At 43.3% G+C, this 19,389-nt stretch carries 1 protein-coding gene (only partly in view); it reads left to right on the top strand.

Annotation, left to right across the window (positions count from 1 at the left end; all coding sequences use genetic code 11):
• Positions 1–801 precede the first annotated feature (801 nt).
• Positions 802–19,389 carry the 5' portion of a Vomp family autotransporter gene (locus tag AC6ER8_RS07680; RefSeq protein WP_497078160.1) on the top strand. 13,209 nt of this gene lie beyond the right edge of the window, so only the first 18,588 of its 31,797 coding nucleotides appear in the window; its start codon is at positions 802–804; its stop codon lies beyond the right edge, outside the window.

Genomic DNA, 19,389 nt, shown 5'->3' with positions numbered 1-19,389 from the left:
CTCTTCGGATTAGAGAGAGGTGAATATAGTTTTTCGTAGGCAAAAAACGTTTATATGACCAACAGATGGGCACGTTTAATTATCAAATACAGTAGTAAAAACAATATAGAAAGACACACTTCATTTCTCATGAACAGTAATAATTTTTCCTCTACATAAAAGAAAATCTTAATAAATATCTAAAAAGACTCACTTTTTTCTTGCTATTCCCTTTAAAAGCTTATATTGATACAAAAGGTACATTATTAAGACTCATTTTGTTTGAAAGAGATTTCTCTTGATTCGCGGGGAGATTTCTAAACATCTCAAAGGGGACTCGCAATGCATTTAAATCAAGAGCGCAGCGCGTTAGCACATTTTTATTATAACGTCGCACTCAAACCCCTTCTGAGTAAAGAACGGGGCTTGTAAAGTATCTTATTTCTAAAATAATGGCACCCCCACTTAGATACTGCTAAGGTTTTAATTTACTAAAATTCAGTTAAAAAAATCACACCTATTAATTGTTTAAGCAGCCTTGACACGTCAAAAATAAGCTTAACTCAATACAAAAGCAGCATCTCAAAAGATGAAAAATCTCCATTATAAAAACACTCCCTTACCTTTGCGATAAAAAGCAAAAAGGGAAAAGACTCAAAACGTTACTGCTTTCATTAAAGTATAACTCATAACCATAAATTCATTACAGCCTGAAAAAACATGTCAAAAACAACTCAAAACCTCATAGCTGGTAGATCTCTAATGTCAAAATATGTCTTTTTTATGTCATTAGTTCGTTTTTTTTGTGGGGGAGATGATAAGATGAAAAAAATATCAACGATGCCTGTCGGCAGAAATTTAAATACGATTGGTTTATCTTATCAACGACCTTTTGTGAAAGTGCTTTTGGGGGCTTTAGCAGTTGTATTTTTCTCACATGTTTTTCCCAGTTTTGCGGAAAATATTGTTTCAAAAGAAATGCTTTTGGCAAGCGCTGAAAAATCTCAAATAGCTTATTCACAAAGCGGCATTGTTACGGATGGTGATGATGGCAGTACTCTAGATGTTTTGAGTTTACCAAAGAAAAATTATTTAACTATTTTGAATGCATCGTTAACCCCAGAAGTTAATGCTTCTAATGGCTATGTGAATGTTTTTACGAACACTTTTGGGGATGAGAGCAATGCTAGATCTATCGTGAATGTTTTAACAACAGACAGTCGTGGTTTATCGATTCGTGCTGGTGATCAAGCAGGGCTACAAAAGCCAGAGATGCAGAATCTTAAGAATGTTCCGTTGTTAAAAGAGTCCACAGTTAAGTTTGCTGATAACTCTTTAGCGGCAGGTTCAAATACAGTTCCTTTAAGTAGGGCTCTGAATAATGTGGCTGGTTTAGCTCGGTCTGTACCAACATCATCATCAACCAAGCCGATTTTGCTCGGTGTTGGGGCGACTGGTGAGGGAAATTCTCCGATTGCTATAGGTAATGATGCCTCATCTAAACACCGGGCGGTTTCTATAGGTGAAATGGCGCACTCTTTCGCGAATAATGCAGTTGCTATAGGTCCAAACGCTAACGTTATGGCGACTGCTGATGCTGGTGTTGCTATTGGTTATCTGTCTAAAAGCAAGTATGTGGCGAATGTTCGTGGTGTGTATATTCCTTTCGGAAATAGTATGAGTATGCCAGGATATGTGTGGACACCCAAATATGGTTCTGCTGCTGTTGGTGATCCGAGCGCAGGAATTACACGACGAATTACTGGAGTAGCGGCTGGTGGTCATGATACTGATGCAGTCAATGTTGCACAGCTGAAAGCTGTAGAAAAGGCTATAAGAGATCGTCTTGGCGGTAGCGGTGGTGGCGGTAGCAGTGGCGGCGGTAGCAGTGGCGGCGGCAGTGGCGGTGGCGGCTGGAGGCTTATTACTACAGCAGATGGTAGCAACCTTCAAATAACACAAGTTGATTCCAAGCACGATTTATACTTTGAAAAAGGTTCTAATATCACGATTAGTAAAACAGGTCAGGGTGTAAGGTTTGATTTAGATAAGACTATTCAAGTAGATAACGTATATTTAGGAAATGCTTTATTATCAAACAACGGTTTAATGCTTGGGGGTGGCCCAAGTATAACAACAGATGGTATTAATGCTGGCGATAAAAAGATAACAAACGTATTAGCTGGAACTAAGGATACTGATGCCGTCAACTTTGCGCAGCTAAAAGCAGCAATGGGGGGAGGGCAAGGGGCCGGTGGGGCTTTGAGAGGTTTAGTTATTGACACATCGGATACAGCATTTACAGATCCTGTAGCCGAATCTCAAAATTCCGCTGCTCTTGGTTCATTCGCTAAGGTTGCTAAAGGGTCGCCTTATTCGTTTGTCTTTGGTCCATTCGCCGAGATTGGTGGAGAGTCCCAGTTGTCGCTTGCCATTGGTTCGTTCTCCAAAGTTGGTCTCAACTCCGTTCAATCATCTGTCCTTGGTTATTCAGCATCAGTTGGTGATAACTCTAGTAATGGGTTGTCCATTGGTTCGTTTGCCAAAGTTGGTCATTATGCCGGTCAATCGTCCGCCTTTGGTTATAAAGCCACTGTTGGTGATACCGCCAGTAATGCGTTGGCCTTTGGTCCTGAAGCCGTAGTTGGTGACAATGCCAACTATGCGATAGCTCTTGGTAGTGGGACCAACGTGTCAGTTGAGGGTGGTATCGCATTAGGTTCACATTCTATCGCTAATGTTGGCTCTGGTATTGCAGGGTATGACCCAATCACCAAAACAGGCTCAACAAACGCAGATAAGGCATGGAAATCTGGTTATGCTGCACTCAGCATTGGGAATATTAAGGAAGGCCAAACACGACAAATTACCGGATTAGCCGCGGGTACTCAAGATACTGATGCAGTCAACGTTGCACAGCTGAAAGCTGTAGCAAAGGCTGCAGATGGAAGCTGGAAGTTCGTAGGTGTAAATAGTGATGGTAATTCCACAGTAATAGATGTTAATTCAGATAACAATCTAACCCTTGAGGCTGGTTCTAATGTAACGCTTAGCAAAGCATCCAAAGGAATAAAAATTGACTTGAGTGATATTCTCACAGTAAAGGGCATAAATTTAGGAAAAACGACACTAACAGAGAATGGTTTAATATTTGAAAATGGTCCACAAATAACCACGACTGGTATTAATGCTGGAGGGAAAATAATCACAGCTGTTGCACCTGGTAATATTTCTGCAAATTCAACAGAAGCTGTAACGGGTTCTCAGCTTTATGCGACGAATGAAACCGTTAAGGGAGTTCAAGGAGATCTTCAAACTGCTGCTGAGAATGCTTCGAAATATTTAGGTGGCGGAGCCGATATCGAAAAAGGCGTTGCACCAACCTATAAGGTGGATGATAAGGAATATCATGATATCTCAGGTGCTTTTGGAGGTGTTGATGAAGGTTTCAAAGACCTTAAAGACAAAGTTGCCAAGAACGAGACTGAGGTTTCTGATCGTCTGAAAGATGCATTGTTGTGGGATAACAGTAAAGCTGCATTTGTTGCACAGCATGGTGCTGAGAAGAGCAACAGTAAGATCACGTCTCTTGCTGATGGGTCTATAACAAAAGATTCAAGTGATGCAGTGACGGGTTCTCAGCTTTATTCCATGAATGAACAGTTGGCTCAATATTTAGGGGGCGGTGCTGGCTATGATGGTTCAGGGCAGTTTAAAGGCCCTAACTTTAAGGTCAAAAGCTTTAAAGAAGACGGCAGTGAAGAAACACAAAGCTATGATAATGTCGCGGCTGCATTTGATGGTGTTAATGTTGCGTTCACGGGCTTTGAGCAAAAAGTTAGCCATGAGATTACCGAAAAGGTTAATAATGTCATTGGAGATAAGGTTGAGGGTATTGTTGGAGATAAGATTGATGAAGCTGTTGCCAAAGCCAATAAAAACGGCCTTGTTCAACAAGATGAGACGACACATCGTATCACGATTGGTTCATCGGTTGCTGGCAGTGAAGTCAATATAGCCAATAAGTCAGGTGAAAGCCGTGTTCTTTCCGGCCTCAAAGATGGTTCTCTTAAAGAAGGCTCGACAGAAGCAGTGACGGGTTCTCAGCTTTATGCGACGAATGAAACCGTTAAGGGAGTTCAAGGAGATCTTCAAACTGCTGCTGAGAATGCTTCGAAATATTTAGGTGGCGGAGCCGATATCGTAAAAGGCGTTGCACCAACCTATAAGGTGGATGATAAGGAATACCATGATATCTCAGGCGCTTTTGGAGGTGTTGATGAAGGTTTCAAAGACCTTAAAGACAAAGTTGCCAAGAACGAGACTGAGGTTTCTGATCGTCTGAAAGATGCATTGTTGTGGGATAACAGTAAAGCTGCATTTGTTGCACAGCATGGTGCTGAGAAGAGCAACAGTAAGATCACGTCTCTTGCTGATGGGTCTATAACAAAAGATTCAAGTGATGCAGTGACGGGTTCCCAGCTTTATTCCATGAATGAACAGTTGGCTCAATATTTAGGGGGCGGTGCTGGCTATGATGGTTCAGGGCAGTTTAAAGGCCCTAACTTTAAGGTCAAAAGCTTTAAAGAAGACGGCAGTGAAGAAACACAAAGCTATGATAATGTCGCGGCTGCATTTGATGGTGTTAATGTTGCGTTCACGGGCTTTGAGCAAAAAGTTAGCCATGAGATTACCGAAAAGGTTAATAATGTCATTGGAGATAAGGTTGAGGGTATTGTTGGAGATAAGATTGATGAAGCTGTTGCCAAAGCCAATAAAAACGGCCTTGTTCAACAAGATGAGACGACACATCGTATCACGATTGGTTCATCGGTTGCTGGCAGTGAAGTCAATATAGCCAATAAGTCAGGTGAAAGCCGTGTTCTTTCCGGCCTCAAAGATGGTTCTCTTAAAGAAGGCTCGACAGAAGCAGTGACGGGTTCTCAGCTTTATGCGACGAATGAAACCGTTAAGGGAGTTCAAGGAGATCTTCAAACTGCTGCTGAGAATGCTTCGAAATATTTAGGTGGTGGGTCTGATGTCTTAAAAGGCGTTGCACCAACCTATAAGGTGGATGATAAGGAATACCATGATATCTCAGGCGCTTTTGGAGGTGTTGATGAAGGTTTCAAAGACCTTAAAGACAAAGTTGCCAAGAACGAGACTGAGGTTTCTGATCGCCTGAAAGATGCGTTGTTGTGGGATAACAGTAAAGCTGCGTTTGTTGCACAGCATGGTGCTGAGAAGACCAACAGTAAGATCACGTCTCTTGCTGATGGGTCTATAACAAAAGATTCAAGCGATGCGGTTACGGGTTCTCAGCTTTACGGTTTGGGTAGTGATGTTGCACATTCTTTAGGTGGGGGCGCCCATTATGAGAATGGCGTATGGACAGATCCTCGCTTTACGTTTACAGGCGTGAATGCAGATGGTCATGCAGAAGATAAGACCTATAATGATGTATCGCTTGCCTTTGCTGGTGTTGGGAAGAGCTTTGATAATGTTCTTAAGAGTTTTGATGAGAAACTCAAAGATATCACCTCTCCTGGTCAAGGCGATGGCTTGTTGTGGAGTGATGATGCTGGAGCATTTGTTGCGCAGCATAAACAAGGTGGTATTGTTAAAAACAGCAGAATAACTGCGCTTGAAGCCGGTAAGGTTACAAAGGATTCAAGTGATGCAGTGACGGGTTCTCAGCTTTATTCCATGAATGAACAGTTGGCTCAATATTTAGGGGGCGGTGCTGGCTATGATGGTTCAGGGCAGTTTAAAGGCCCTCAATTTAAGGTCAAAAGCTTTAAAGAAGACGGCAGTGAAGACACACAAAGCTATGATAATGTCGCGGCTGCATTTGATGGTGTTAATGTTGCATTCACGGGCTTTGAGCAAAAAGTTAGCCATGAGATTACCGAAAAGGTTAATAATGTCATTGGAGATAAGGTTGAGGGTATTGTTGGAGATAAGATTGATGAAGCTGTTGCCAAAGCCAATAAAAACGGCCTTGTTCAGCAAGATGAGACGACACATCGTATCACGATTGGTTCATCGGTTGCTGGCAGTGAAGTCAATATAGCCAATAAGTCAGGAGAAAGCCGTGTTCTTTCCGGCATTAAAGATGGTTCTCTTAAAGAAGGCTCGACAGAAGCAGTAACGGGTTCTCAGCTTTATGCGACGAATGAAACCGTTAAGGGAGTTCAAGGAGATCTTCAAACTGCTGCTGAGAATGCTTCGAAATATTTGGGTGGCGGAGCCGATATCGAAAAAGGCGTTGCACCAACCTATAAGGTGGATGATAAGGAATACCATGATATCTCAGGCGCTTTTGGAGGTGTTGATGAAGGTTTCAAAGACCTTAAAGACAAAGTTGCCAAGAACGAGACTGAGGTTTCTGATCGCCTGAAAGATGCGTTGTTGTGGGATAACAGTAAAGCTGCGTTTGTTGCACAGCATGGTGCTGAGAAGAGCAACAGTAAGATCACGTCTCTTGCTGATGGGTCTATAACAAAAGATTCAAGCGATGCAGTGACGGGTTCCCAGCTTTATTCCATGAATGAACAGTTGGCTCAATATTTAGGGGGCGGTGCTGGCTATGATGGTTCAGGGCAGTTTAAAGGCCCTCAATTTAAGGTCAAAAGCTTTAAAGAAGACGGCAGTGAAGAAACACAAAGCTATGATAATGTCGCGGCTGCATTTGATGGTGTTAATGTTGCGTTCACGGGCTTTGAGCAAAAAGTTAGCCATGAGATTACCGAAAAGGTTAATAATGTCATTGGAGATAAGGTTGAGGGTATTGTTGGAGATAAGATTGATGAAGCTGTTGCCAAAGCCAATAAAAACGGCCTTGTTCAACAAGATGAGACGACACATCGTATCACGATTGGTTCATCGGTTGCCGGCAGTGAAGTCAATATAGCCAATAAGTCAGGTGAAAACCGTGTTCTTTCCGGTGTTAGAGATGGTTCTCTTAAAGAAGGCTCTACAGAAGCAGTGACGGGTTCTCAGCTTTATGCGACGAATGAAACCGTTAAGGGAGTTCAAGGAGATCTTCAAACTGCTGCTGAGAATGCTTCGAAATATTTAGGTGGTGGAGCCGATATCGAAAAAGGCGTTGCACCAACCTATAAGGTGGATGATAAGGAATACCATGATATCTCAGGCGCTTTTGGAGGTGTTGATGAAGGTTTCAAAGACCTTAAAGACAAAGTTGCCAAGAACGAGACTGAGGTTTCTGATCGTCTGAAAGATGCGTTGTTGTGGGATAACAGTAAAGCTGCGTTTGTTGCACAGCATGGTGCTGAGAAGACCAACAGTAAGATCACGTCTCTTGCTGATGGGTCTATAACAAAAGATTCAAGCGATGCGGTTACGGGTTCTCAGCTTTACGGTTTGGGTAATCATGTTGCACATTCTTTAGGTGGGGGCGCCCATTATGAGAATGGTGTATGGACAGATCCTCGCTTTACGTTCACAGGCGTGAATGCAGATGGTCATGCAGAAGATAAGACCTATAATGATGTATCGCTTGCCTTTGCTGGTGTTGGGAAGAGCTTTGATAATGTTCTTAAGAGTTTTGATGAGAAACTCAAAGATATCACCTCTCCTGGTCAAGGCGATGGCTTGTTGTGGAGTGATGATGCTGGAGCATTTGTTGCGCAGCATAAACAAGGTGGTATTGTTAAAAACAGCAGAATAACTGCGCTTGAAGCCGGTAAGGTTACAAAGGATTCAAGTGATGCGGTTACGGGTTCTCAGCTTTATTCCATGAATGAACAGTTGGCTCAATATTTAGGGGGCGGTGCTGGCTATGATGGTTCAGGGCAGTTTAAAGGCCCTAACTTTAAGGTCAAAAGCTTTAAAGAAGACGGCAGTGAAGAAACACAAAGCTATGATAATGTCGCGGCTGCATTTGATGGTGTTAATGTTGCGTTCACGGGCTTTGAGCAAAAAGTTAGCCATGAGATTACCGAAAAGGTTAATAATGTCATTGGAGATAAGGTTGAGGGTATTGTTGGAGATAAGATTGATGAAGCTGTTGCCAAAGCCAATAAAAACGGCCTTGTTCAACAAGATGAGACGACACATCGTATCACGATTGGTTCATCGGTTGCTGGCAGTGAAGTCAATATAGCCAATAAGTCAGGTGAAAGCCGTGTTCTTTCCGGCCTCAAAGATGGTTCTCTTAAAGAAGGCTCGACAGAAGCAGTGACGGGTTCTCAGCTTTATGCGACGAATGAAACCGTTAAGGGAGTTCAAGGAGATCTTCAAACTGCTGCTGAGAATGCTTCGAAATATTTAGGTGGCGGAGCCGATATCGAAAAAGGCGTTGCACCAACCTATAAGGTGGATGATAAGGAATACCATGATATCTCAGGCGCTTTTGGAGGTGTTGATGAAGGTTTCAAAGACCTTAAAGACAAAGTTGCCAAGAACGAGACTGAGGTTTCTGATCGCCTGAAAGATGCGTTGTTGTGGGATAACAGTAAAGCTGCGTTTGTTGCACAGCATGGTGCTGAGAAGACCAACAGTAAGATCACGTCTCTTGCTGATGGGTCTATAACAAAAGATTCAAGCGATGCGGTTACGGGTTCTCAGCTTTACGGTTTGGGTAGTGATGTTGCACATTCTTTAGGTGGGGGCGCCCATTATGAGAATGGCGTATGGACAGATCCTCGCTTTACGTTTACAGGCGTGAATGCGGATGGTCATGCAGAAGATAAGACCTATAATGATGTATCGCTTGCCTTTGCTGGTGTTGGGAAGAGCTTTGATAATGTTCTTAAGAGTTTTGATGAGAAACTCAAAGATATCACCTCTCCTGGTCAAGGCGATGGCTTGTTGTGGAGTGATGATGCTGGAGCATTTGTTGCGCAGCATAAACAAGGTGGTATTGTTAAAAACAGCAGAATAACTGCGCTTGAAGCCGGTAAGGTTACAAAGGATTCAAGTGATGCGGTTACGGGTTCCCAGCTTTATTCCATGAATGAACAGTTGGCTCAATATTTAGGGGGCGGTGCTGGCTATGATGGTTCAGGGCAGTTTAAAGGCCCTCAATTTAAGGTCAAAAGCTTTAAAGAAGACGGCAGTGAAGACACACAAAGCTATGATAATGTCGCGGCTGCATTTGATGGTGTTAATGTTGCGTTCACGGGCTTTGAGCAAAAAGTTAGCCATGAGATTACCGAAAAGGTTAATAATGTCATTGGAGATAAGGTTGAGGGTATTGTTGGAGATAAGATTGATGAAGCTGTTGCCAAAGCCAATAAAAACGGCCTTGTTCAACAAGATGAGACGACACATCGTATCACGATTGGTTCATCGGTTGCTGGCAGTGAAGTCAATATAGCCAATAAGTCAGGTGAAAGCCGTGTTCTTTCCGGCCTCAAAGATGGTTCTCTTAAAGAAGGCTCGACAGAAGCAGTGACGGGTTCTCAGCTTTATGCGACGAATGAAACCGTTAAGGGAGTTCAAGGAGATCTTCAAACTGCTGCTGAGAATGCTTCGAAATATTTAGGTGGCGGAGCCGATATCGAAAAAGGCGTTGCACCAACCTATAAGGTCGATGATAAGGAATATCATGATATCTCAGGCGCTTTTGGAGGTGTTGATGAAGGTTTCAAAGACCTTAAAGACAAAGTTGCCAAGAACGAGACTGAGGTTTCTGATCGTCTGAAAGATGCATTGTTGTGGGATAACAGTAAAGCTGCATTTGTTGCACAGCATGGTGCTGAGAAGACCAACAGTAAGATCACGTCTCTTGCTGATGGGTCTATAACAAAAGATTCAAGTGATGCAGTGACGGGTTCCCAGCTTTATTCCATGAATGAACAGTTGGCTCAATATTTAGGGGGCGGTGCTGGCTATGATGGTTCAGGGCAGTTTAAAGGCCCTCAATTTAAGGTCAAAAGCTTTAAAGAAGACGGCAGTGAAGAAACACAAAGCTATGATAATGTCGCGGCTGCATTTGATGGTGTTAATGTTGCGTTCACGGGCTTTGAGCAAAAAGTTAGCCATGAGATTACCGAAAAGGTTAATAATGTCATTGGAGATAAGGTTGAGGGTATTGTTGGAGATAAGATTGATGAAGCTGTTGCCAAAGCCAATAAAAACGGCCTTGTTCAACAAGATGAGACGACACATCGTATCACGATTGGTTCATCGGTTGCTGGCAGTGAAGTCAATATAGCCAATAAGTCAGGTGAAAGCCGTGTTCTTTCCGGCCTCAAAGATGGTTCTCTTAAAGAAGGCTCGACAGAAGCAGTGACGGGTTCTCAGCTTTATGCGACGAATGAAACCGTTAAGGGAGTTCAAGGAGATCTTCAAACTGCTGCTGAGAATGCTTCGAAATATTTAGGTGGCGGAGCCGATATCGTAAAAGGCGTTGCACCAACCTATAAGGTCGATGATAAGGAATATCATGATATCTCAGGCGCTTTTGGAGGTGTTGATGAAGGTTTCAAAGACCTTAAAGACAAAGTTGCCAAGAACGAGACTGAGGTTTCTGATCGTCTGAAAGATGCATTGTTGTGGGATAACAGTAAAGCTGCATTTGTTGCACAGCATGGTGCTGAGAAGACCAACAGTAAGATCACGTCTCTTGCTGATGGGTCTATAACAAAAGATTCAAGTGATGCAGTGACGGGTTCCCAGCTTTATTCCATGAATGAACAGTTGGCTCAATATTTAGGGGGCGGTGCTGGCTATGATGGTTCAGGGCAGTTTAAAGGCCCTAACTTTAAGGTCAAAAGCTTTAAAGAAGACGGCAGTGAAGAAACACAAAGCTATGATAATGTCGCGGCTGCATTTGATGGTGTTAATGTTGCGTTCACGGGCTTTGAGCAAAAAGTTAGCCATGAGATTACCGAAAAGGTTAATAATGTCATTGGAGATAAGGTTGAGGGTATTGTTGGAGATAAGATTGATGAAGCTGTTGCCAAAGCCAATAAAAACGGCCTTGTTCAACAAGATGAGACGACACATCGTATCACGATTGGTTCATCGGTTGCTGGCAGTGAAGTCAATATAGCCAATAAGTCAGGTGAAAGCCGTGTTCTTTCCGGCCTCAAAGATGGTTCTCTTAAAGAAGGCTCGACAGAAGCAGTGACGGGTTCTCAGCTTTATGCGACGAATGAAACCGTTAAGGGAGTTCAAGGAGATCTTCAAACTGCTGCTGAGAATGCTTCGAAATATTTAGGTGGCGGAGCCGATATCGTAAAAGGCGTTGCACCAACCTATAAGGTCGATGATAAGGAATATCATGATATCTCAGGCGCTTTTGGAGGTGTTGATGAAGGTTTCAAAGACCTTAAAGACAAAGTTGCCAAGAACGAGACTGAGGTTTCTGATCGTCTGAAAGATGCATTGTTGTGGGATAACAGTAAAGCTGCATTTGTTGCACAGCATGGTGCTGAGAAGACCAACAGTAAGATCACGTCTCTTGCTGATGGGTCTATAACAAAAGATTCAAGTGATGCAGTGACGGGTTCCCAGCTTTATTCCATGAATGAACAGTTGGCTCAATATTTAGGGGGCGGTGCTGGCTATGATGGTTCAGGGCAGTTTAAAGGCCCTAACTTTAAGGTCAAAAGCTTTAAAGAAGACGGCAGTGAAGAAACACAAAGCTATGATAATGTCGCGGCTGCATTTGATGGTGTTAATGTTGCGTTCACGGGCTTTGAGCAAAAAGTTAGCCATGAGATTACCGAAAAGGTTAATAATGTCATTGGAGATAAGGTTGAGGGTATTGTTGGAGATAAGATTGATGAAGCTGTTGCCAAAGCCAATAAAAACGGCCTTGTTCAACAAGATGAGACGACACATCGTATCACGATTGGTTCATCGGTTGCTGGCAGTGAAGTCAATATAGCCAATAAGTCAGGTGAAAGCCGTGTTCTTTCCGGCCTCAAAGATGGTTCTCTTAAAGAAGGCTCGACAGAAGCAGTGACGGGTTCTCAGCTTTATGCGACGAATGAAACCGTTAAGGGAGTTCAAGGAGATCTTCAAACTGCTGCTGAGAATGCTTCGAAATATTTAGGTGGCGGAGCCGATATCGTAAAAGGCGTTGCACCAACCTATAAGGTCGATGATAAGGAATATCATGATATCTCAGGCGCTTTTGGAGGTGTTGATGAAGGTTTCAAAGACCTTAAAGACAAAGTTGCCAAGAACGAGACTGAGGTTTCTGATCGTCTGAAAGATGCATTGTTGTGGGATAACAGTAAAGCTGCATTTGTTGCACAGCATGGTGCTGAGAAGACCAACAGTAAGATCACGTCTCTTGCTGATGGGTCTATAACAAAAGATTCAAGTGATGCAGTGACGGGTTCCCAGCTTTATTCCATGAATGAACAGTTGGCTCAATATTTAGGGGGCGGTGCTGGCTATGATGGTTCAGGGCAGTTTAAAGGCCCTCAATTTAAGGTCAAAAGCTTTAAAGAAGACGGCAGTGAAGAAACACAAAGCTATGATAATGTCGCGGCTGCATTTGATGGTGTTAATGTTGCGTTCACGGGCTTTGAGCAAAAAGTTAGCCATGAGATTACCGAAAAGGTTAATAATGTCATTGGAGATAAGGTTGAGGGTATTGTTGGAGATAAGATTGATGAAGCTGTTGCCAAAGCCAATAAAAACGGCCTTGTTCAACAAGATGAGACGACACATCGTATCACGATTGGTTCATCGGTTGCTGGCAGTGAAGTCAATATAGCCAATAAGTCAGGTGAAAGCCGTGTTCTTTCCGGCCTCAAAGATGGTTCTCTTAAAGAAGGCTCGACAGAAGCAGTGACGGGTTCTCAGCTTTATGCGACGAATGAAACCGTTAAGGGAGTTCAAGGAGATCTTCAAACTGCTGCTGAGAATGCTTCGAAATATTTAGGTGGTGGAGCCGATATCGAAAAAGGCGTTGCACCAACCTATAAGGTCGATGATAAGGAATATCATGATATCTCAGGCGCTTTTGGAGGTGTTGATGAAGGTTTCAAAGACCTTAAAGACAAAGTTGCCAAGAACGAGACTGAGGTTTCTGATCGTCTGAAAGATGCGTTGTTGTGGGATAACAGTAAAGCTGCATTTGTTGCACAGCATGGTGCTGAGAAGAGCAACAGTAAGATCACGTCTCTTGCTGATGGGTCTATAACAAAAGATTCAAGCGATGCAGTTACGGGTTCCCAGCTTTACGGTTTGGGTAGTGATGTTGCACATTCTTTAGGTGGGGGCGCTCATTATGAGAATGGCGTATGGACAGATCCTCGCTTTACGTTCACAGGCGTGAATGCAGATGGTCATGCAGAAGATAAGACCTATAATGATGTATCGCTTGCCTTTGCTGGTGTTGGGAAGAGCTTTGATAATGTTCTTAAGAGTTTTGATGAGAAACTCAAAGATATCACCTCTCCTGGTCAAGGCGATGGCTTGTTGTGGAGTGATGATGCTGGAGCATTTGTTGCGCAGCATAAACAAGGTGGTATTGTTAAAAACAGCAGAATAACCGCGCTTGAAGCCGGTAAGGTTACGAAAGATTCAAGTGATGCGGTTACGGGTTCTCAGCTTTATTCCATGAATGAACAGTTGGCTCAATATTTAGGGGGCGGTGCTGGCTATGATGGTTCAGGGCAGTTTAAAGGCCCTAACTTTAAGGTCAAAAGCTTTAAAGAAGACGGCAGTGAAGAAACACAAAGCTATGATAATGTCGCGGCTGCATTTGATGGTGTTAATGTTGCGTTCACGGGCTTTGAGCAAAAAGTTAGCCATGAGATTACCGAAAAGGTTAATAATGTCATTGGAGATAAGGTTGAGGGTATTGTTGGAGATAAGATTGATGAAGCTGTTGCCAAAGCCAATAAAAACGGCCTTGTTCAACAAGATGAGACGACACATCGTATCACGATTGGTTCATCGGTTGCTGGCAGTGAAGTCAATATAGCCAATAAGTCAGGTGAAAGCCGTGTTCTTTCCGGCCTCAAAGATGGTTCTCTTAAAGAAGGCTCGACAGAAGCAGTGACGGGTTCTCAGCTTTATGCGACGAATGAAACCGTTAAGGGAGTTCAAGGAGATCTTCAAACTGCTGCTGAGAATGCTTCGAAATATTTAGGTGGCGGAGCCGATATCGTAAAAGGCGTTGCACCAACCTATAAGGTGGATGATAAGGAATACCATGATATCTCAGGCGCTTTTGGAGGTGTTGATGAAGGTTTCAAAGACCTTAAAGACAAAGTTGCCAAGAACGAGACTGAGGTTTCTGATCGTCTGAAAGATGCATTGTTGTGGGATAACAGTAAAGCTGCATTTGTTGCACAGCATGGTGCTGAGAAGAGCAACAGTAAGATCACGTCTCTTGCTGATGGGTCTATAACAAAAGATTCAAGTGATGCAGTGACGGGTTCCCAGCTTTATTCCATGAATGAACAGTTGGCTCAATATTTAGGGGGCGGTGCTGGCTATGATGGTTCAGGGCAGTTTAAAGGCCCTCAATTTAAGGTCAAAAGCTTTAAAGAAGACGGCAGTGAAGAAACACAAAGCTATGATAATGTCGCGGCTGCATTTGATGGTGTTAATGTTGCGTTCACGGGCTTTGAGCAAAAAGTTAGCCATGAGATTACCGAAAAGGTTAATAATGTCATTGGAGATAAGGTTGAGGGTATTGTTGGAGATAAGATTGATGAAGCTGTTGCCAAAGCCAATAAAAACGGCCTTGTTCAACAAGATGAGACGACACATCGTATCACGATTGGTTCATCGGTTGCTGGCAGTGAAGTCAATATAGCCAATAAGTCAGGTGAAAGCCGTGTTCTTTCCGGCCTCAAAGATGGTTCTCTTAAAGAAGGCTCGACAGAAGCAGTGACGGGTTCTCAGCTTTATGCGACGAATGAAACCGTTAAGGGAGTTCAAGGAGATCTTCAAACTGCTGCTGAGAATGCTTCGAAATATTTAGGTGGTGGAGCCGATATCGAAAAAGGCGTTGCACCAACCTATAAGGTGGATGATAAGGAATACCATGATATCTCAGGCGCTTTTGGAGGTGTTGATGAAGGTTTCAAAGACCTTAAAGACAAAGTTGCCAAGAACGAGACTGAGGTTTCTGATCGCCTGAAAGATGCGTTGTTGTGGGATAACAGTAAAGCTGCGTTTGTTGCACAGCATGGTGCTGAGAAGACCAACAGTAAGATCACGTCTCTTGCTGATGGGTCTATAACAAAAGATTCAAGCGATGCGGTTACGGGTTCTCAGCTTTACGGTTTGGGTAGTGATGTTGCACATTCTTTAGGTGGGGGCGCCCATTATGAGAATGGCGTATGGACAGATCCTCGCTTTACGTTTACAGGCGTGAATGCAGATGGTCATGCAGAAGATAAGACCTATAATGATGTATCGCTTGCCTTTGCTGGTGTTGGGAAGAGCTTTGATAATGTTCTTAAGAGTTTTGATGAGAAACTCAAAGATATCACCTCTCCTGGTCAAGGCGATGGCTTGTTGTGGAGTGATGATGCTGGAGCATTTGTTGCGCAGCATAAACAAGGTGGTATTGTTAAAAACAGCAGAATAACTGCGCTTGAAGCCGGTAAGGTTACAAAGGATTCAAGTGATGCAGTGACGGGTTCTCAGCTTTATTCCATGAATGAACAGTTGGCTCAATATTTAGGGGGCGGTGCTGGCTATGATGGTTCAGGGCAGTTTAAAGGCCCTCAATTTAAGGTCAAAAGCTTTAAAGAAGACGGCAGTGAAGACACACAAAGCTATGATAATGTCGCGGCTGCATTTGATGGTGTTAATGTTGCGTTCACGGGCTTTGAGCAAAAAGTTAGCCATGAGATTACCGAAAAGGTTAATAATGTCATTGGAGATAAGGTTGAGGGTATTGTTGGAGATAAGATTGATGAAGCTGTTGCCAAAGCCAATAAAAACGGCCTTGTTCAACAAGATGAGACGACACATCGTATCACGATTGGTTCATCGGTTGCTGGCAGTGAAGTCAATATAGCCAATAAGTCAGGAGAAAGCCGTGTTCTTTCCGGCATTAAAGATGGTTCTCTTAAAGAAGGCTCGACAGAAGCAGTAACGGGTTCTCAGCTTTATGCGACGAATGAAACCGTTAAGGGAGTTCAAGGAGATCTTCAAACTGCTGCTGAGAATGCTTCGAAATATTTAGGTGGCGGAGCCGATATCGAAAAAGGCGTTGCACCAACCTATAAGGTGGATGATAAGGAATACCATGATATCTCAGGCGCTTTTGGAGGTGTTGATGAAGGTTTCAAAGACCTTAAAGACAAAGTTGCCAAGAACGAGACTGAGGTTTCTGATCGCCTGAAAGATGCGTTGTTGTGGGATAACAGTAAAGCTGCGTTTGTTGCACAGCATGGTGCTGAGAAGAGCAACAGTAAGATCACGTCTCTTGCTGATGGGTCTATAACAAAAGATTCAAGTGATGCAGTGACGGGTTCCCAGCTTTATTCCATGAATGAACAGTTGGCTCAATATTTAGGGGGCGGTGCTGGCTATGATGGTTCAGGGCAGTTTAAAGGCCCTCAATTTAAGGTCAAAAGCTTTAAAGAAGACGGCAGTGAAGAAACACAAAGCTATGATAATGTCGCGGCTGCATTTGATGGTGTTAATGTTGCGTTCACGGGCTTTGAGCAAAAAGTTAGCCATGAGATTACCGAAAAGGTTAATAATGTCATTGGAGATAAGGTTGAGGGTATTGTTGGAGATAAGATTGATGAAGCTGTTGCCAAAGCCAATAAAAACGGCCTTGTTCAACAAGATGAGACGACACATCGTATCACGATTGGTTCATCGGTTGCTGGCAGTGAAGTCAATATAGCCAATAAGTCAGGTGAAAGCCGTGTTCTTTCCGGCCTCAAAGATGGTTCTCTTAAAGAAGGCTCGACAGAAGCAGTGACGGGTTCTCAGCTTTATGCGACGAATGAAACCGTTAAGGGAGTTCAAGGAGATCTTCAAACTGCTGCTGAGAATGCTTCGAAATATTTAGGTGGTGGAGCCGATATCGAAAAAGGCGTTGCACCAACCTATAAGGTGGATGATAAGGAATACCATGATATCTCAGGCGCTTTTGGAGGTGTTGATGAAGGTTTCAAAGACCTTAAAGACAAAGTTGCCAAGAACGAGACTGAGGTTTCTGATCGCCTGAAAGATGCGTTGTTGTGGGATAACAGTAAAGCTGCGTTTGTTGCACAGCATGGTGCTGAGAAGACCAACAGTAAGATCACGTCTCTTGCTGATGGGTCTATAACAAAAGATTCAAGCGATGCGGTTACGGGTTCTCAGCTTTATTCCATGAATGAACAGTTGGCTCAATATTTAGGGGGCGGTGCTGGCTATGATGGTTCAGGGCAGTTTAAAGGCCCTCAATTTAAGGTCAAAAGCTTTAAAGAAGACGGCAGTGAAGACACACAAAGCTATGATAATGTCGCGGCTGCATTTGATGGTGTTAATGTTGCGTTCACGGGCTTTGAGCAAAAAGTTAGCCATGAGATTACCGAAAAGGTTAATAATGTCATTGGAGATAAGGTTGAGGGTATTGTTGGAGATAAGATTGATGAAGCTGTTGCCAAAGCCAATAAAAACGGCCTTGTTCAACAAGATGAGACGACACATCGTATCACGATTGGTTCATCGGTTGCTGGCAGTGAAGTCAATATAGCCAATAAGTCAGGTGAAAGCCGTGTTCTTTCCGGCCTTAAAGATGGTTCTCTTAAAGAAGGCTCGACAGAAGCAGTAACGGGTTCTCAGCTTTATGCGACGAATGAAACCGTTAAGGGAGTTCAAGGAGATCTTCAAACTGCTGCTGAGAATGCTTCGAAATATTTAGGTGGCGGAGCCGATATCGTAAAAGGCGTTGCACCAACCTATAAGGTGGATGATAAGGAATACCATGATATCTCAGGCGCTTTTGGAGGTGTTGATGAAGGTTTCAAAGACCTTAAAGACAAAGTTGCCAAGAACGAGACTGAGGTTTCTGATCGTCTGAAAGATGCATTGTTGTGGGATAACAGTAAAGCTGCATTTGTTGCACAGCATGGTGCTGAGAAGAGCAACAGTAAGATCACGTCTCTTGCTGATGGGTCTATAACAAAAGATTCAAGTGATGCAGTGACGGGTTCCCAGCTTTATTCCATGAATGAACAGTTGGCTCAATATTTAGGGGGCGGTGCTGGCTATGATGGTTCAGGGCAGTTTAAAGGCCCTAACTTTAAGGTCAAAAGCTTTAAAGAAGACGGCAGTGAAGAAACACAAAGCTATGATAATGTCGCGGCTGCATTTGATGGTGTTAATGTTGCGTTCACGGGCTTTGAGCAAAAAGTTAGCCATGAGATTACCGAAAAGGTTAATAATGTCATTGGAGATAAGGTTGAGGGTATTGTTGGAGATAAGATTGATGAAGCTGTTGCCAAAGCCAATAAAAACGGCCTTGTTCAACAAGATGAGACGACACATCGTATCACGATTGGTTCATCGGTTGCTGGCAGTGAAGTCAATATAGCCAATAAGTCAGGTGAAAGCCGTGTTCTTTCCGGCCTCAAAGATGGTTCTCTTAAAGAAGGCTCGACAGAAGCAGTGACGGGTTCTCAGCTTTATGCGACGAATGAAACCGTTAAGGGAGTTCAAGGAGATCTTCAAACTGCTGCTGAGAATGCTTCGAAATATTTAGGTGGTGGAGCCGATATCGTAAAAGGCGTTGCACCAACCTATAAGGTGGATGATAAGGAATACCATGATATCTCAGGCGCTTTTGGAGGTGTTGATGAAGGTTTCAAAGACCTTAAAGACAAAGTTGCCAAGAACGAGACTGAGGTTTCTGATCGCCTGAAAGATGCGTTGTTGTGGGATAACAGTAAAGCTGCGTTTGTTGCACAGCATGGTGCTGAGAAGAGCAACAGTAAGATCACGTCTCTTGCTGATGGGTCTATAACAAAAGATTCAAGTGATGCAGTGACGGGTTCCCAGCTTTATTCCATGAATGAACAGTTGGCTCAATATTTAGGGGGCGGTGCTGGCTATGATGGTTCAGGGCAGTTTAAAGGCCCTCAATTTAAGGTCAAAAGCTTTAAAGAAGACGGCAGTGAAGAAACACAAAGCTATGATAATGTCGCGGCTGCATTTGATGGTGTTAATGTTGCGTTCACGGGCTTTGAGCAAAAAGTTAGCCATGAGATTACCGAAAAGGTTAATAATGTCATTGGAGATAAGGTTGAGGGTATTGTTGGAGATAAGATTGATGAAGCTGTTGCCAAAGCCAATAAAAACGGCCTTGTTCAACAAGATGAGACGACACATCGTATCACGATTGGTTCATCGGTTGCTGGCAGTGAAGTCAATATAGCCAATAAGTCAGGTGAAAGCCGTGTTCTTTCCGGCCTCAAAGATGGTTCTCTTAAAGAAGGCTCGACAGAAGCAGTG

This window comes from Bartonella sp. SL320, assembly GCF_059687635.1.
The sequence above is the reverse complement of the archived record's forward strand: the minus strand, read 5'-3'. Positions and strand labels throughout refer to the sequence as shown.